Source organism: uncultured Subdoligranulum sp., assembly GCF_937890665.1.
In genome coordinates this window covers 1-16,687 of the sequence record NZ_CALADU010000314.1, presented here as the reverse complement: position 1 = coordinate 16,687, position 16,687 = coordinate 1, and the positions used below count along the sequence as shown (strand labels likewise).

Annotated in this window: 13 protein-coding genes and 1 tRNA gene; 7 read left to right on the top strand and 7 right to left on the bottom strand. The window is 59.0% G+C overall.

What is annotated here, in order from left to right; genetic code table 11:
• A partial coding sequence (locus Q0526_RS18040) for a CTP synthase (protein ID WP_298736734.1) occupies positions 1 to 1,325 on the top strand: 1,325 nt, incomplete at its 5' end.
• 148 nt (positions 1,326 to 1,473) lie between these two features.
• Here the strand turns inward: Q0526_RS18040 and Q0526_RS18035 are convergent.
• Positions 1,474 to 2,829 carry a citrate/2-methylcitrate synthase gene (locus tag Q0526_RS18035; protein WP_298736731.1) on the bottom strand — a complete coding sequence of 452 codons (1,356 nt, stop codon included), beginning with the start codon at positions 2,827 to 2,829 and terminating at the stop codon, positions 1,474 to 1,476.
• 574 nt (positions 2,830 to 3,403) lie between these two features.
• Positions 3,404 to 5,065 carry a putative manganese-dependent inorganic diphosphatase gene (locus Q0526_RS18030; RefSeq protein ID WP_298736729.1) on the bottom strand — a complete coding sequence of 554 codons (1,662 nt, stop codon included), beginning with the start codon at positions 5,063 to 5,065 and terminating at the stop codon, positions 3,404 to 3,406.
• 227 nt (positions 5,066 to 5,292) lie between these two features.
• On the opposite strand from Q0526_RS18030, the gene typA reads away from it, so the two are divergent.
• The gene (gene typA, locus Q0526_RS18025) at positions 5,293 to 7,125 is read left to right on the top strand and encodes a translational GTPase TypA (RefSeq protein WP_298736727.1); all 1,833 of its coding nucleotides are present in this window, start codon (positions 5,293 to 5,295) and stop codon (positions 7,123 to 7,125) included.
• A gap of 355 nt (positions 7,126 to 7,480) precedes the next feature.
• Here typA and Q0526_RS18020 read toward each other — a convergent pair whose 3' ends face one another.
• The 3 genes from Q0526_RS18020 to Q0526_RS18010 all read right to left on the bottom strand — a co-directional run bounded on the left by Q0526_RS18020 (position 7,481) and on the right by Q0526_RS18010 (position 10,220).
• The gene (locus tag Q0526_RS18020; protein WP_298736725.1) at positions 7,481 to 8,713 is read right to left on the bottom strand and encodes a hypothetical protein; all 1,233 of its coding nucleotides are present in this window, start codon (positions 8,711 to 8,713) and stop codon (positions 7,481 to 7,483) included.
• Positions 8,714 to 8,793: 80 nt separating this feature from the next.
• Positions 8,794 to 9,987 carry a hypothetical protein gene (locus tag Q0526_RS18015; RefSeq protein WP_298736723.1) on the bottom strand — a complete coding sequence of 398 codons (1,194 nt, stop codon included), beginning with the start codon at positions 9,985 to 9,987 and terminating at the stop codon, positions 8,794 to 8,796.
• Positions 9,988 to 10,144: 157 nt separating this feature from the next.
• A tRNA-Pro gene (locus tag Q0526_RS18010) sits at positions 10,145 to 10,220 on the bottom strand.
• Between the two features lie 137 nt (positions 10,221 to 10,357).
• On the opposite strand from Q0526_RS18010, the gene trxA reads away from it, so the two are divergent.
• Genes trxA through Q0526_RS17995 form a run of 3 tightly spaced genes read left to right on the top strand, consistent with a single transcriptional unit; the run spans position 10,358 to position 12,689 of the window.
• Positions 10,358 to 10,672, top strand: a complete 315-nt coding sequence (trxA, locus tag Q0526_RS18005) for a thioredoxin (protein WP_298736720.1) — start codon at positions 10,358 to 10,360, stop codon at positions 10,670 to 10,672.
• Between the two features lie 3 nt (positions 10,673 to 10,675).
• Positions 10,676 to 10,996, top strand: coding sequence for a rhodanese-like domain-containing protein (locus Q0526_RS18000; RefSeq protein ID WP_298736718.1), 321 nt, complete (start codon positions 10,676 to 10,678; stop codon positions 10,994 to 10,996).
• Position 10,997: 1 nt separating this feature from the next.
• The gene (locus tag Q0526_RS17995) at positions 10,998 to 12,689 is read left to right on the top strand and encodes an FAD-dependent oxidoreductase (RefSeq protein ID WP_298736714.1); all 1,692 of its coding nucleotides are present in this window, start codon (positions 10,998 to 11,000) and stop codon (positions 12,687 to 12,689) included.
• A gap of 92 nt (positions 12,690 to 12,781) precedes the next feature.
• Here Q0526_RS17995 and Q0526_RS17990 read toward each other — a convergent pair whose 3' ends face one another.
• Both Q0526_RS17990 and Q0526_RS17985 read right to left on the bottom strand, forming a co-directional pair.
• Positions 12,782 to 13,441, bottom strand: coding sequence for a Crp/Fnr family transcriptional regulator (locus Q0526_RS17990; protein WP_298736711.1), 660 nt, complete (start codon positions 13,439 to 13,441; stop codon positions 12,782 to 12,784).
• Positions 13,442 to 13,488: 47 nt separating this feature from the next.
• Complete coding sequence (locus Q0526_RS17985) at positions 13,489 to 14,379, bottom strand: AraC family transcriptional regulator (RefSeq protein ID WP_298736708.1); 891 nt, start codon at positions 14,377 to 14,379, stop codon at positions 13,489 to 13,491.
• 297 nt (positions 14,380 to 14,676) lie between these two features.
• Here Q0526_RS17985 and Q0526_RS17980 point away from each other — a divergent pair, with 297 nt between their 5' ends.
• Both Q0526_RS17980 and Q0526_RS17975 read left to right on the top strand, forming a co-directional pair.
• Positions 14,677 to 15,972, top strand: coding sequence for a sugar ABC transporter substrate-binding protein (locus Q0526_RS17980; protein ID WP_366522148.1), 1,296 nt, complete (start codon positions 14,677 to 14,679; stop codon positions 15,970 to 15,972).
• Positions 15,972 to 16,687, top strand: a 716-nt coding sequence (locus Q0526_RS17975) for a sugar ABC transporter permease (RefSeq protein WP_298736706.1), incomplete at its 3' end; no start/stop codon positions are given. The genes Q0526_RS17980 and Q0526_RS17975, both read left to right, overlap by 1 nt.

Genomic DNA, 16,687 nt, shown 5'->3' with positions numbered 1-16,687 from the left:
ACCTGGGCCAGACCGTGCAGATCATCCCCCATATCACCAACGAGATCAAGAGCTACATCTACAATCTGGCCAAGAGCACCGAAGCCGATGTGGTCATCACCGAGATCGGCGGCACCACCGGCGACATCGAGAGCCAGCCCTTCTTGGAAGCCATCCGGCAGGTCGGCATTGAGCAGGGCCCCGAAAACTGCTGCTACATCCATGTGGTGCTGGTGCCTTACATTTCCGGCTCTGACGAGTACAAGTCCAAGCCCGCCCAGCATTCCTGCAAGGAGCTGCAGGGCATGGGCATCGCCCCCAACATCATCGTGCTGCGCGCCGATGGCCCGGTGGGCAACGACATCAAGCGCAAGATCAGCATGTTCTGCAATGTGCGCCCCGACTGCGTCATCGAGAACCTGACCATGCCCAGCCTGTACGAGTGCCCGCTGATGCTGGACGCTGCCGGTCTGACCAACGTGGTGGTCCGTCAGCTCCACCTGACCACCCCGCCCACCGACCTGACCGAGTGGAAAGAGCTGATCAGCCGCATTGCGACCCGCAGCCGCACCTGCACCATCGCGCTGGTTGGCAAATACGTCAAACTGCACGACGCCTACCTGAGCGTTATGGAGAGCTTGTACCACGCCGGCTTTGAGACCGAGAGCAAGGTCAACATCAAGTGGGTGGACAGCGAAACGCTGTTGGATCAGGATCGCTGCGCCGAGGAACTGTCCGAGGTGGACGGCATCATCCTGCCCGGCGGCTTTGGCGACCGGGGCATCGAGGGCATGATTCAGGCTGCCCAGTATGCCCGGGAGCAGCATATTCCCTACTTTGGCATCTGCTTGGGCATGCAGATCATGGTCATGGAATACGCCCGCAACGTGCTGGGGTATACCGACGCCAATTCCAGCGAGTTCACCCCCGAGGGTACCCACAACGTGATCGACCTGATGCCCGACCAGCAGGGCAACATCCCCAAGGGCGGCACGATGCGTCTGGGCAAGTACCCCTGCACCATCGCACCGGAAACCACCATGGCCCGCTGCTACGGCAAGCTGGAGATCGACGAGCGGCATCGCCATCGCTACGAATTCAACAACGACTACCGTGCCGAGTTTGAGCAGAAGGGCTTGACCATCGCCGGCACCAGCCCCGACGGCCGTCTGGTGGAAGCCGTGGAGCTGACGGAGCGTCCCTTCCATGTGGGCGTTCAGTTCCATCCCGAATTCAAGAGCCGTCCCAACCGGGCCCATCCCCTCTTCAAGGGCTTTGTGGCGGCAGCGCTCCAGTACCAGACCGAGCACGCCCCCACCGATCATCACGTGATGATGGACCAATAATTCCAAAACAGCAGCCCCGCCGCAAAATTTGCGGCGGGGCTGTTTTTGTTGTGTTTTTTCGGAAAAATTCCCCTAATGAGCGGTGCTCTCGCCGCCCTTTTCCCGGTCAGGGGAAAGTTCTTTGCCTGCTTTCTTTCAAGAAAGCAGGTCAGCGGTCCTGCAGGGGTACATACTCCCGGGGGACCATGATGCTCTGGTAGGCCGGGCGGATGATCTTGTCCATATTGACCAGTTCCTCCATTCGATGGGCCGACCAGCCCACGATACGGGCCACGGCGAAGATGGGGGTGTAGAGTTCCACCGGAATGCCCAGCATGTCATAGACAAAGCCGGAGTAGAAGTCCACGTTGGCAGAAACGCCCTTGTAGATATGCCGCTTTTCGGCGATGACCTGCGGGGCCAGCCGCTCGATGGTGTTGTAGTATTCAAAGTCGCGGTCCCGGCCCTTGGCGTCCGCAAGCTGGTGAACGAAGTTTTTGAACACCACGGCACGGGGGTCACTGAGGGAGTAAACCGCGTGACCCACGCCGTAGATCAGGCCCTTCTGGTCGAAGGCCTGCCGGTCCACGATCTTGCGCAGGTAATCCCGCATGGCGTCCTCGTCGGTGGGGTCGGCCACATGAGCGCGGACGTCGTCCATCATATGCATGACCTTGATGTTGGCGCCGCCGTGCTTAGGGCCTTTCAGGCTGGAGAGCGCCGCCGCAATGACCGAGTAGGTGTCCGACCCGGAGGAGGTGACGACGCGGGTGGTGAAGGTGGAGTTGTTGCCGCCGCCGTGCTCCATATGAAGCAGCAGGGCGATATCCAGCACGTGGGCTTCCAAGTCGGTGTACTGCCGGTCGGGGCGCAGCATCTGGAGCAGGTTTTCGGCGGTGGAAAGTTCCGGCTTGGGCCGGTGGATGTACATGCTGCCGTCGCACTCATAATAGTGGTAAGCATGGTAGCCGTAGACCGCCAGCATGGGGAATACACTGATAAGCTTGATGCACTGTTCCAACTGGGTCTGCAGGTCGGTCTTGCCGATGTCATCGTCATAGCTGGCCAGCGTCAGCACGCTGCGGGTCAGCGAGTTCATCAGGTCTTTGCTGGGTGCCTTCATGATGACGTCCCGCACAAAGTTGGTGGGCAGGTCCCGGCACTTGGCCAAACAGTCTTTGAAGGATTCCAACTGCTGCTCGTTGGGCAGGTCCCCCAAAAGCAGCAGGTAGGCGGCTTCCTCGAAGGCATAGCGCTTGCCCCGCAGGCCGCGGATCAAGTCATAGACGTTGTAGCCGCGGTACCACAGCTTACCGTCACAGGGGACTTGTTTGCCGTCCCGCTGCTCAAAGGCATCGATGCGGGAAATGTTGGTAATGCCCGCCAGCACGCCTTTACCGTCTTGGTCCCGCAAACCGCGCTTGATGTGGTACTGGGCAAACAATGCCGGGTCCACACGGTTGTTGGTGACGCATTCTTCGGTAAAGATGCGTGCTTCCTTTTCAATGGCTGCGTAATCGCTCATAAAAGAACCCTCCCTTTTTCCGCCGTCTATGACGGATCGTTTGATTTTTTTCCCATTTCACACTTCTTTTTTGTACAGTTCGTATACTGCCTATTATACCGATTTCGTTACTTTGTGTCAAACAAACAATCTGTGAACAAAGTTCATTTTCCAACAAAAAAAACACGCTTGCCACGGTATTTTTATCGTGCAAGCGTGCTTTTTGCAAAAATAAAATTTTACTTGTCAGGAGGAAAGCACCGAGGACATTCACAATGGAATGCCTTCCAGAATTCAACAGGACAGTTTTTCTTCTATTGTCTGGATTTTCTTTGCAACATCGTCGGTTAGCAAGACATATTTAGACAATTTTACGCCTTTAGAAACCTCGGTATGATAGGATTCTGGAAGTCCTGAGTATTTAATAATCTCTTTTACCTGCTTATTTCCATTGGTAATCAAGTCCGCATAATAAATTGAAAAAACATGAATGCTAGCTACTTTGTATCCCTCTGGCGCAGAATCATAAAAGTTTTTTCAAAACATGTCCCAAAAGAGAATCTGTCATTTTCTATCCCCCTATATTCTTCGCATTTTACCCCTGCCGGGCCTGCAAAGCCGCCAGCAGCGGCGGGATCAACTGCTTTTTGCGGCTGACCACCCCGGGCAGTACGGCGACGCCCTCCTTGGGCTCCACACCAAAGGCATCCCGGACAATTTCTTCGGTGCCCTGCCCCCAGTACATCAGGTCGGTGCTCTGGGTCTTCATGTCGGTGAACATATAGAAGATCATGGGCAGACCTTCCCGACGGCCCGCTTCGGGCAGGAAAGGCCCTACCAGCGCTTCGGCCGCCGCACGGGATTTGTCGGTCATATAGATGGACTGGCCCACGCCAAACTTGGCATCGCCCCGGCTGAACGCCTTAAAGTCCGAACGGAACACGTCCTCGGCGTCGCGGCCCGTCAGGTCGGCGCCCGCCTCAAACATCTGCTCGGCGTAGGTGGGGATGTCCTCCCCTGCCAGCGCGGCCAGTTCCTTGGCGGTGGCTTCATCCTGCGGGGTGGAGGTGGGGGAACGGAACATCAGCGTGTCGGACAGGATGGCCGACAGCAGCAGCCCTGCAATCTGCTTGGAGGGGGTCACCTCCTGCTCCTGATACATCTGGTAGAGGATAGTGGCCGTGCAGCCCACCGGCACATTGCGGAAATACACCGGGCCGCTGGTTTCCAGCGTGCCGATGCGGTGATGGTCGATGATTTCCAGAATTTCGGCCTGCTCCAGACCGTCCACCGCCTGCGTGCGCTCGTTATGGTCCACCAAAATGACCTTTTTGCGGTGCAGATTCAACAGGTTCCGGCGGCTGACTACACCGCAGTACTTGCCGTTTTCGTCCAAAATGGGGAAATACCGGTGCCGCACGCTGGCCATGATCTTGCGGGCGTCCTCGATGGGGGTGTTGACGCTGAACTTCATCAAATCATGGGTGCGCATAAAGTGCCGCACCGGCGCGGCGGTGGTGATCAGCCGCCCGGCTGCGTAGGTATCGTAGGGGGTGGCCAGCACGGCGCAGCCCTTCTCCTGCGCGCGGGACACGATGGTACGGGGCACCGCCGAACCGCAGCAGACGATGATAGCCGCGGCGCCGCAGTCAATGGCGCACATCTGGGTTTCGTACCGGTTGGACACCAGCACCAAGTCCCCGGGCTTGACCAGTTCCTCCATGATCTCGGGGCTGGTGCCGATGCAGATATTGCCCTCGGTGATGCGGGCGTCCGCATTGCCCACCACCAGCTCCGCTTCCAGCGTTTCCAGCAGGTTGTGGTAGCTGGTGTTAGCTGCCGCCAGCACACCGGTGTCGAACAGGTCCATGTTGGCGTCGGCAATGTCCTTAATGGTGATCAGACCCTGCAATTCATCGTTGGCATCGGTGATGCACAGCGTGTCGATCTCCACATCCCGCATCAGGTTCCAGGCCGCACGGACGCTCATCTCGGCGTTGATGCCCGCCTGTTTGCGGATGTCGATGTCCTTGATCTGGGGGCTGACATCGGTGCAGAGGCGCGGCGCCTCGATGCCGAAATGCTGGAGTACGAACCGGGTTTCCCGGTTGACATGTCCGGCGCGGCGGGCCTCATATTTACCGGTCAGGCTGCCACGGTTTTTCAGCCACGCATAGGACAACGCCGAACAGATGGAGTCTGTGTCGGGATTTTGGTGGCCGATGATATTGATATGGCGCACATTTTCGATTGACATATAACCTTTCCTCTCTTCTTGGAGCTCAACCGCGGGTCCTTCCCTCACAGCCCGCAAATTCACCAAAAGTTCTTTCTCTACGCTCTATTACATTTTCTATTATACCACACTTTTTTGCGGTTTGCGATTCTTGACAATAACCGCAGTACAGCGTAAAATAGATACTGTATGTGGATATTGGGGTCATGCCCCTTGGCAACGCAAGTTCAAATAGAGAGGGAACGGATATGATTCAGGAAAATTTACGCAACGTCGCCATCATTGCCCACGTTGACCACGGCAAGACGACGCTGGTGGACCAGATGCTTAAGCAGTCTGGTGCCTTCCGCGCCAACCAGCAGGTGGCCGAGCGTGTGATGGACTCCGGCGACATTGAGCGTGAGCGCGGCATCACGATTTTGGCCAAGAACTGCTCTTGTGTGTATGAGGGCGTCAAGATCAACATTGTAGACACCCCGGGCCACGCCGACTTCGGCGGCGAGGTGGAGCGCGTGCTGAAGATGGTGAACGGCGTGCTGCTGCTGGTAGACGCCGCCGAGGGCTGCATGCCCCAGACCCGCTTCGTTTTGCAGAAAGCCCTGCAGCAGAACCTGTCGCTGGTCATCGCCGTCAACAAGGTTGACCGTCCCGACGCCCGCATCAAGGAAGTCATCGACGAGATTCTGGAACTGTTGATGGATCTGGGCGCCACCGACGAGCAGTTGGACAGCCCCATGGTGTTCTGCTCTGGCCGCAACGGCACCGCCAGCTATGACTGGGTACACCCCGAGAACGGCACCGACCTGAAGCCGCTGTTCGATACGATTCTGAAATACGTCCAGCCGCCGGAGGGCGAGCCCGACGAGCCGCTGCAGATGCTGGTGTCCAGCGTGGACTACAACGAGTTTGTGGGCCGCATGGGCGTGGGCCGTGTGCAGAACGGCGTGATCAAAGTGGGTTCTGCCGTGCAGGTCTGCGACTGGCACAACCCCGACGTGCATATGACGGGCCGCGTCACCAAGCTGTTCGACTTTAAGGCCAACGGCCGTGAGCCCATCGAGCAGGCTTCTGCCGGCGACATCGTGGCTTTTGCAGGTCTGCCCGATATTTCCATCGGCAACACGCTGTGCGACCCCAGCAAGGTGCAGCCCCTGCCCTTTGTGAAGATCAACGATCCCACGGTGGAGATGACCTTCTCGGTCAACGACTCTCCCTTTGCCGGTAAAGAAGGCAAGTACGTCACCTCCCGCCAGATCCGTGACCGCCTGATGCGGGAACTGCTGAAGGACGTGGCTTTGAAGGTGGAAGATTCCGCCACCACCGATTCCTTCCGGGTCATGGGCCGCGGTGAAATGCACCTGTCCATTCTGATTGAAACGATGCGCCGGGAAGGCTACGAACTGCAGGTTTCTCCCCCGCACGTTCTGACCCACGAGGAAAACGGCAAGACGATGGAGCCCATGGAGCGGGTGGTCATCGACGTGCCCGAAATGTATCAGGGCAACGTTATGACCGCGCTGGGCGCGCGCAAAGGCATTTTGATGAACATGCAGATGATGAACAGCCGTTCCCGTCTGGAGTTCCGTATGCCCAGCCGGGGCCTGTTCGGTTACCGCAGCCAGTTCCTCACCGATACCCACGGCGAGGGCATCATGAACACCATCTTCGACGGCTATGAAGAGTGGTGCGGTGACATCCAGACCCGGTCCACCGGTTCTTTGATCAGCTTCGAGACCGGTGACGCCGTGACCTACGGGTTGTTCAACGCCCAGCAGCGCGGCACCTTGCTGGTCAACGCCGGTGAGAAGGTCTATGCCGGTCAGGTCGTGGGCTACACCCCCACGGGCGAGGACATTACCGTCAACGTCTGCAAGACCAAGCATCTGACCAACACCCGTGCTTCGGGCAGCGACGACGCCCTGCGTCTGGTGCCGGTGAGCAAGTTCAGTCTGGAGGGTTGCCTGGAGTTCTTGGCCCCCGATGAACTGCTGGAAGTCACCCCCGAGAATCTGCGCATCCGCAAGCGGATCCTCGACCATGACCTGCGCATGAAGGCCGCCAGCAAGAAGAACAAGGGTTAATACCAATCAAAGGGGAGCTTCGGATTCAGCGGCTGCGCCGCGTTTCCTGCACGACCGGGTTGCGGTTCCCGCATCGGTCGGCGTCCCTTGGACGGGACTTTCCCTCTGCGACCGCGGCCCCTGCTCCGTCGTGCTGCATCCGCCGCAGGCGGCGCACGACTTTGCAGCTCCTTTGGATTCCCACCGTCGGGGAACGCACATTCTCATGCCACACGCGGCGACTCGAATGTGTTTTTCCCTCTCACGGTATCGTCATCGTCGGCACATGTCCACCGATGACGATGGATTTATAACGATACGCTCGTACTACAACAGCACCCCCGGCCCTAGGGCCGGGGGTGTTTGTATTGGCGTTTTACGCTGCGCTGTTGTAAAGGGTCACCGGGGTGACTTCGCCGGTGCCGTTGAGGTAGTCCTCCAGATCCACCAGCCCGTAGGCCTCGTGGAACTCGCCCGACTCCTCGGTGATGCTGTTGTCCACCAGCAGACGGCCATCCCCGGTAAAGGCGACCGGCCAGTTGTTGTCAATGGGGACGTTCTCCCACGTCTTGCCGGTGGTCACGTCGTAGATCAGGCAGTCGTTGGTGGCAAGGTAGCTGCCGATCCAGCGCAGGCTGCCATTCTGCATCCCCATCTCACCGCCGTCCACCCCCTCCGGGATGGCGGTCAAGGGCTGCCAGTCCCCTCCGGTCATGTCACAGGACTCCACCCCGGCGTCCGCGATCTGCCCATCCACCTGACCGTACCAGTTGAAGTAGATCCGACCGCAGCCGGCCCCCAAAAATCTGTGCTGCCGGCTGCTGCCGTCAGGCTGCTCGGCGCCATAGTAGGGTTCAGTCATCATCTTTTCCAGCGCCCCGGTGGCAGGGTCGTACCAGTCATACTCGCAGGTAGCGTTCTGCAGCGCCGCATTGTAGGCATCCCCCTCCTGCGGGCCGGGCAGCGGCGTATCGGTCAGCAGGTGGCAGAGAAGAAAGCGGGATTCCCCCACCGCCCAGATGTCCCAGGTCTGTGGGGGCAGTTGCAGTTCGGTGCATTGGCCGGTGGTCAGGTCCATCCGCAGGCCGGAATACTGGTTGTGCTCGTCAAAGACAAAATAGTAGACGCTGGTATCGTCCGCTGCGGCGGGGTAGATCTCCTGCTGAATCGTCATCGTCTCGGCCTCTCCGCCTTCCAGCGGGATCTTGTACATCGTCGTCCCCACAAAGAGGTAGACCGCATCGTTCCCCACCAGCAGCGAGCTGCTCTGCGTCAAGCCATCCTCCCCCACCGTCATTTCCACCGTGTAGATGCAGTCCTGCCGGGCGGTGGCATAGTCCAGCCGTAGGACCTGCAACTCATAGGCCGTACCGGGAGTGAAGTCCTGCAGCGAGCTGGCCACCGTATACCGGGCTTCCCCGGTATCTCCCAGAGTACCGCTGCTCCGCAAAGCCCCCGCCGGGAGCGCCCCGGCAGCCGCCGCCGGGGCGGACGCCTCTTGTTGGGCGGTGTCGGCAGTATCCGCAGCGGCGGATTCCGGCGCGGTGGCCGGGGCGCAGGCCGTCAGGCAAAAGGCCAGCGCCAACAACATTCCGATTGCTTTTTTCATCCGTATCCTCCTTTTGTATTGTCAGGGGAAAGGCCGCTTTTCCGGCCTTTCGATGGCATTTTCTTTTGTTTCTTCTCCCCTTACAGGGCAGGGATCGTGGTACCGGTGAAGTTTCCGGCCAGATAGTCCTCCTCCGACATCACCAGATAGCTGCCATCCTCCTGCTGGGACGACAGCACCTTACCGTCCGGCAGACCGCGGTCCGGCCAAGGAACGTGATTTTCCCCCTGCATGGTGAGTTCCTGTTGCTGACCGGTGGCCGGCAGGTACACCATCAGGCCGTTTGGGGTGGACTGCCAAAACCAACGGATCTCCCCCGCCTGCTTCAGCACCGAGGGTGCCCCTCTTTCGTCGACCAGCGCAAAGACTGTCTCCACCCCACTGCCATCCATCCCGCAGCGCTCCACCCGGCCGTTCTCCAGCCCCGTTTCCAGAGAGGCCACTCGGTAGAAGTAGAGTTTTCCCTCCGCTTTGCCCAGATAGAGGCGGTCGATCCGGTTGCCCTGCGCGTCCTCTTCCCCGTAGTAGGGTTCCCGCAGCACCTTTTCCAACGCGCCGGTGGCAGGGTCCCACCAGCAGTATTCGATCTCGGTATTCTGCATCAGGGCGTCATACTGCTCGGTCTCCTCGGGGGAAACATTCATCGGCACCGGAGTCAGCAGCCGGGCGATCAAAAACCGGCTTCCGTCCACATCCATAAATTGTGTGGTCTGGGCCGGCAGGGGCAGATCCTCCAGCACGCCGGTGGTCAGGTCCACCCGCTTCATCCCGGCGGTGTAATCCGCCCGGGTGAAATAGAGGTACTGGTCGTCCAGATAAGCAGGATATTGCCGGTCAACGGCCAGCGTCCAGACCGTTTCGCTGCCGTCCGTCAGGGAGCGGCCATGCAGAAGGGCATTGCCATCCTCGTCATAGATCATATAATAGAAGGTGTCCCCTTTCACCAGCCACCCCACGTAGGAGGCGCCCCAGTCCTCCAGCTTGCAGAGGGGTGTCTGCTGTGCCGCCTGTAAATCCACCTTAACAAAGGTGGTGTCCTCGGGGGTATCGCCGAACTGCAGGGTATAAAGGACATTCTCCTGCAAGGCGGCATCCTCCACCTCCCGCAGGGTGCCTGCCACCGAGAAGGTATCCACCTGCGTTTGGGGGGCGCTTTCGGCGGTGGCCGTGGTTTCCGCCGTGGCGGAAAGTTCGGACGCGGACGCCGGGGCTGCCGGGGCACAGGCTGTCAGACAGAAGGCTGCCGTCAACAGCGGCAAAAGGATTCGTTTCATGGGATTCCTCCTAACTTAGATGGTCACTGGCTCCAGTATGACACGGCTTTGTATCGGAGTTGTACCAAAATTCGACGCTTTTTCCTTTCGGCGCCGAATTTTTGCAGCAAAAAAGCCGCACAGCAGCGTTCTGACTGCTATGCGGCTGTTAGACAAGTCCGGGTGACAGGATTCGAACCTGCGAAATCTCCTGGTCCCAAACCAGGCGCGATACCAAGCTTCGCCACACCCGGGCACTTCTTAACCGTACTATTATAGTACGGTGGGGTGGTTTCCGTCAAGGGGAAATCCTTTGGTGACCTCATCACAGAAAAGGGGTGCCAAACCGTGTATACTAAAGCCACAACAAAACCATAAGGAGGACAACACGATGTCTGTATTGCATATCACGAAAGAAAATTTCAACGCCGAGGTCCTGAACGCCGACCGTCCCGTTCTGCTGGATTTCTGGGCTACCTGGTGCGGCCCCTGCCGGATGGTAGGTCCGCTGGTGGAGGAGATCGCCGCCGAGCACCCCGAGATCAAGGTAGGCAAGATCGACGTGGACGCCCAGCCTGAGCTGGCCGCCCAGTTCCAGATCATGAGCATTCCCACCCTGATGGTGGTGAAGAATGGCCAGATCACCCAGCGGGTGGTGGGCGCCCGCCCCAAGAGCCAGATTCTGGCCTTGGTACAGGAGGGCTGATCCATGGGATTTCTGGATTTTCTGCGGGGGCCGAACATGGACAGCGGCCTGACCCAGTACCGCCAGACCCCCGGGGCCCTGCTGCTGGACGTGCGCACCCCGGAAGAATATGCCGAGGGGCATATTCCCGGGGCCCAGAACCTGCCGCTGCAAACCCTGCAAGATATTGCCGCGGTGGCCCCGGCCAAGGACACGCCCCTCTTTGTTTACTGTCACAGCGGTGCCCGGAGCGGGCAGGCCACCGGCCTTTTGCAGCGGATGGGCTACACCCATGTGACCAACATCGGCGGCATTATGCACTATCACGGAAAGGTGGAACGATAAGATGAAAGTGGTCATCGTAGGCGGTGTGGCAGGCGGCGCCACCGCAGCAGCCCGGCTGCGCCGGTTGGACGAAACAGCCGAGATCGTCGTCTTTGAGCGGTCAGGGTTTATCTCCTATGCCAACTGCGGCCTGCCCTATTATATCGGCGGCGTGATCGAAGACGAAGCCGACCTGACACTGCAAACGCCGGAAAGTTTCTATGAACGGTTCCGGGTCCAGATGAAGGTGCACCACGAGGTCACCGCCATTGACCGCGCCGCCAAAACGGTGACGGTGCGCAATCTGGAGACCGGCGAGGTCTTTGCCGAAGCCTACGACAAGCTGCTGCTCTCCCCCGGGGCCAAGCCCACCCAGCCGGCGCTGCCCGGCGTGGGGCTGGACCGGCTGTTCACCCTGCGCACCGTGGAGGATACCCTGCGCATCCACCGTTTTGTGGCGGAGCAACATCCCCGCTCGGTGGTGTTGGCGGGCGGTGGATTCATCGGCTTGGAGCTGGCCGAGAATCTGCGGGAGAAAGGGCTGGACGTGACCATCGTCCAACGGCCCACCCAGTTGATGAACCCCTTTGACGCCGACATGGCGGCACTGATCCACCGGGAAGTCCGCGCCCACGGTGTACGGCTGGCGCTGGGCCATACGGTGGAAGGCTTTGCCGAGGCAAACGGCGGCGTACAGGTCCTTTTGAAAGACGAGGCCCCGCTGCAAGCCGACATGGTGATTTTGGCCATCGGCGTAACGCCGGACAGCCGGCTAGCCGCCGACGCCGGGCTGGAATTGGGGCTGAAAGGCAGCATTGTGGTCAATGACCGGATGCAGACCTCCGACCCGGACATCTACGCCGTGGGTGATGCCGTACAGGTGACCCACTTCGTCAGCGGCCAGCCCGCCCTCATTGCGCTGGCCGGCCCCGCCAACAAGCAGGGGCGCATCGCGGCAGACAACATCGCAGGCGGCGACAGCCGGTACAAGGGGTCGCAGGGCAGCTCGGTGCTGAAGATTTTCAGCCTGACCGCCGCCGCCACCGGCCTGAACGAAACCGCTGCCCGCCGGGCAGGACTGGACGCCGACGCGGTGGTGCTCTCCCCCATGAACCACGCCGGGTACTATCCGGGCGGTCAGGTCATGACCATGAAGGTGGTCTATGAGCGGGGCACCGGTCGTCTGCTGGGCGGGCAGATCCTCGGCGGGGACGGGGTGGACAAGCGCATCGATGTGCTGGCCACCGCCTTACGGGCCGGGATGACGGCCGCTGACCTGACCGAATTGGATCTTGCCTATGCGCCGCCCTACTCTTCGGCCAAAGACCCGGTGAACATGGCGGGGTATATGATCAAGAATCTGCTCACCGGCAAGGTCCAGCAGTTCCGGCTGGATGACTTGGCCGCCCTGCCCCGGGATGGCAGCGTCACCCTGCTGGACACCCGCACTCCGGAAGAGTACCGCCGGGGCCATGCCGACGGCTTTATCAACCTGCCACTGGACGAATTGCGGGAGCGGCTAGGCGAACTGGACCCCGCCAAGCCCGTCTATGTGATGTGCCAGAGCGGTCTGCGCAGCTATGTTGCCTGCCGCATCCTGAGCCAGCACGGTTTCCACTGCTACAACTTTGCCGGGGGCTACCGCTTCTATGAGGCGGTGACCACCGACCGCTGCCAGAGCCGCCAAGCCTATGCCTGCGGCATGGACAAATAACCGGACCTCTTCCCCACCTCACAATCCCCAAAAAAGAACGCGTTCGCGTGCCGTACTCCGGCGACTCGAACGCGTTTTTTGTTGTATGAGCATTAGCCCTCGGCCACCGCGCGCAGCCGGTCCACATCCAGCAGTTCCACGCTGCCCCGGGACAGTTTGACCAGCCCCTCGTCCTGAAAATACCGCAGCATCCGGGTGACGACCTCCCGGGGGGAGCCCAGATGCCGCCCGATGGTCTCGTGGGTGATCTTGAGGAGGGTGCCGTTTTCCAGTGCGCTCTCCTCCACCAAAAAGCCCGCCAGCCGCTTATCCAAGCTCTTCCACAAAATCTGCTCGATGAGCCACATCACGTCGGAGAACCGCGCCGCCATGACCTCGTTGGTATAGTTGGCCACCGGGGCGGACTCCTCCATCAGCTGTTTGTAGCGCTGGGCGGGGATCTGCCAGAACTGGGTGTCCTTCTCGGCCTCGATGGTCACATCATATTGCAGTCCCCGCAAAATGCAGGAGGCGGAGAGCAGGCAGAAGTCCCGGGGGAACAACCGGTACAGGGTGACCTCCCGCCCTTCATCGGACAGGATATAGACCCGTAGCTGCCCGGTGTGCATCAACAGAAATCCGATGCAGTCCGCAGAGCCGTTGTGCACCACGGTGCCCTTGGGCACGGTGCGCAGCATGGCGTTCTCCGCCAGTGCCTGCTGCTGGGCCGGGGTCAGTTTGTCCCATACGGGAAAATATTCGGCAAATTCCATCGGCGGTCCCTCCCTGCCGTTTAGCATAAACGAAAATCCTTTTGCTGTCAAATGCCAGCGGTGGGGTCCTTCTCCTCCCGCTGGATAAAGTGGGTTTGCCGGTAGGTGCGGGGCGCCACGCCGAACACCGACTTGAACGCCCGGGAAAAATGCAGTTGGTTGGCATAACTGATCATCGTGCTGATGGTGCCAATGGGCAGGGAGGTTTCTTTCAGCATCTGGGCGGCCCGGGCCATACGGTAGTGCAGCAGAAAGGCCTGCGGGCTTTCCCCCATGGAATCCCGGAACACCTTGCCGAAGTAGCTGCGGTTCAACCCGCAGAAGGCCGCGATCTCCTCGATGGAGATGTCCCGCTGGTAGTTTTTCTCGATGAACGAGAGGGCTTCCTTCATATAGAAATCCCGCAGCCGGCGCTGGCTGGGCATCCGCCGGGCCGCCGAGGACTGCACCAACTGGTCCAAGAACAAAAAGCCCTGCCCGATTTGCCGCACCGGGCTGTCATCGGGATGGTTGACAATGTACATCATCTGGTCCTGCAGTTGGCGGCCCGCCTCCCGGCTTTGGGGGGTGTAGACCGGCTGTTTGGAGGTGAACCCCGCCAGACTCAGACTCTCACTGACCCGCAGGCCGTCAAACTCGATCCAGATATATTCCCACGGGTCGGCCTCGTCGGCCACATAGGTGGTGGTCTGGTCCGGCAGAATCAAAAAGCCGTGTCCGCCGTCGATCTGGTACACCTGCTCATTGGCATACAGCGTCCCCCGCCCCCGAACCACATAGTGGAACAGATAATGGTCCCGCTTGTGGGGGCCATAGGAATGCAGCGGTTCGGTGCGCTCCCATCCGTACTGATAGAGCGTCAGATCCACAAACCGCTCGTCCTGAAACACATGGAATTTGAGCTTGTTTTCGGTATGTACATCTTTTTGATAGGGCATACGATTTTCCCCCTGCCGCGTTTTTTCTATTATATACCATAATGCGTCTATACTTCAATAAAAAACATAGAAATCCTATAAATTGAGATATAAAAAGTAGAAACAAGATATTCACGCTCTCTAGCACAAATTGTATAATAAAGCTGCAAATTCGGGAAACATTTTGTGCATAGTGCACATTGCACAAAATTTTCATTGAATTTTCATCAAATTGGCGAATTCCCTTTTTCCCCTACTGCCGCACCGGCCGGACAGGCAGCGAACCACTGCAAAAGATCAACAGGAGGAAGACATCTTATGAACATCAAACGGAAGTTGGTTGCCGGGTTGATGGCGACGTGCCTGACGGCTGGTCTAGCCACAGGCCTGACCGGATGCGGATCGGACAGCGCCGACGGCACCGTGAACCTGACGTTCCAAATCTGGGACGTTGCGCAGCGCGACGGCATGCAGGCGATGTGCGATGCCTATACCGCGCAGCATCCCAACGTCCACATTGAAGTGCAGGTCACCAGCTGGGATGAGTATTGGACCAAGCTGGAAGCCGCGGCCATCTCCAACCAGATGCCCGACATCTTCTGGATGCATACCAACGAGATCCTGAAGTATGCCGACTATGGCAAGCTGGCGGACTGCTCCGATATTGTGGATACCGAGCATTTCTCGGACATTTCGCTGGCCAACGCCAGCGGTTCGGACGGCACGCTGTACGCTGTGCCGAAGGACAAGGACACCGTTGGCCTTGTGTACAACAAGGAAATGTTTGACGCGGCCGGTGTAGCCTACCCCGACGAGACCTGGACCTGGGATGATCTGTGCGAAGCGTCGCAGAAGATTTACGACGCCACCGGCAAGTACGGCTACATGGCCTACGGCGATGACCAGTTGGGTTACTGGAACTTTGTGTATCAGGCAGGCGGCAGCATCCTGACCGAGGATAAGACCCGCGGCAACTTCACCGACCCCGCTACCAAGATGGGCATGGAGTTCTACATCAATCTGCAAAAGAACGAATGGTGCCCTGACCAGAACTATTTTGCTGAAACCGCCCCCGGCACGGCCTTCTTCTCTGAGAAGGGCGCCATGTTCTTCGAGGGTGACTGGAACATCCTGAGCGAGCTGAAAAACTACCCCGAAATGGTAGGCAAGTGGGACGTGGCCGTGCTGCCCAAGTGCCCCAATCCTATCAGCGGTGATGGCCGCGCTTCCATTTCCAACGGCCTGAGCTACGCCACCAGCGCCACCAACAAGCATATGGACATCGTCAAAGATGTGCTGAAGTTCTTCGGCAGCGAGGAAGGCCAGCGCATTCAGGGCGAGAGCGGCGCTGCCATCCCTGCCTACGAAGGTCTGGAAGAAACTTGGGTCGGCGTCTTTGATGAATACCCCATCAATGTACAGCCCTTCATCGATATGTTTGACTACTGCGTGCAGAGCGTCAACAACGCGGCGCGCCCCGAGTGGAAAACGCCGGTCAGCGACACGCTGCTGAAGATCTACACCGGTCAGTTGGATCTGGACACCGGCCTGCAGACCATGCAGGATATCGTGGATGAGGCCAGCGCCGAGTATTACCCGGAGGAGGATGCGTAATGCAAAATACGTCAAAGCTTGCCCGCGACGGTGCTAAGTGGGGCCTCATCATGGTGGCGCCTACCATCATCGGCTTGCTGGTTTTGAACATCTGGCCCTTTATTCAGGCCATTTACATGAGCTTTTCCAAGTCGCTGCCCTTCGGCATGTTCGAGTTTGAGGGCATCGACAACTATGTGGAGATGTTCCAGAATGTGGAGTTCTGGAAAGCCACGTGGAACACCATCCTGTTCTGCATCCTGACGGTGCCGGTAGGCATCTTTTTGGCCCTGCTGGTGGCCGTGCTGCTGAACAGCAAGATCCGCGGCCGCACCACCTTCCGCGCCATCTTCTTCCTGCCCATGGTCGTGGCCCCTGCCGCCGTCGCCATGGTTTGGAAGTGGATTTTTAACTCCCAATATGGTATTATCAATACGTTGCTGGGAACCAACATCGGTTGGTTGACCGATTCCCGGTTTGTACTTTTCACCTGTGCCGTGGTGCAGATCTGGTCGAACATCGGCTATGACGCTGTGCTGCTGCTGGCCGGCTTGCAGAACGTGTCGGCCACCCTGTACGAGGCTGCCGATCTGGACGGCGCTTCCAAGGTTAAGCAGTTCTTCTCCATCACGCTGCCCATGGTTTCGCCCACGCTGTTCGTCGTCATGATCATGCGTTTGATGTCCTCTTTGAAGGTCTTCGACCTGATCTACATGATGGTGGATGACGCCAACCC

Bases quoted from the DNA above. Each gene is read 5' to 3' on its own strand.
- Q0526_RS17995 (WP_298736714.1), top strand. From the start codon at position 10,998: ATGAAAGTGGTCATCGTAGGCGGTGTGGCAGGCGGCGCCACCGCAGCA.
- Q0526_RS17990 (WP_298736711.1), bottom strand. From the start codon at position 13,441: ATGGAATTTGCCGAATATTTTCCCGTATGGGACAAACTGACCCCGGCC.
- Q0526_RS17980 (WP_366522148.1), top strand. From the start codon at position 14,677: ATGAACATCAAACGGAAGTTGGTTGCCGGGTTGATGGCGACGTGCCTG.
- typA (WP_298736727.1), top strand. From the start codon at position 5,293: ATGATTCAGGAAAATTTACGCAACGTCGCCATCATTGCCCACGTTGAC.
- Q0526_RS18020 (WP_298736725.1), bottom strand. From the start codon at position 8,713: ATGAAAAAAGCAATCGGAATGTTGTTGGCGCTGGCCTTTTGCCTGACG.
- Q0526_RS18030 (WP_298736729.1), bottom strand. From the start codon at position 5,065: ATGTCAATCGAAAATGTGCGCCATATCAATATCATCGGCCACCAAAAT.
- Q0526_RS18015 (WP_298736723.1), bottom strand. From the start codon at position 9,987: ATGAAACGAATCCTTTTGCCGCTGTTGACGGCAGCCTTCTGTCTGACA.
- trxA (WP_298736720.1), top strand. From the start codon at position 10,358: ATGTCTGTATTGCATATCACGAAAGAAAATTTCAACGCCGAGGTCCTG.
- Q0526_RS18035 (WP_298736731.1), bottom strand. From the start codon at position 2,829: ATGAGCGATTACGCAGCCATTGAAAAGGAAGCACGCATCTTTACCGAA.
- Q0526_RS18000 (WP_298736718.1), top strand. From the start codon at position 10,676: ATGGGATTTCTGGATTTTCTGCGGGGGCCGAACATGGACAGCGGCCTG.
- Q0526_RS17985 (WP_298736708.1), bottom strand. From the start codon at position 14,379: ATGCCCTATCAAAAAGATGTACATACCGAAAACAAGCTCAAATTCCAT.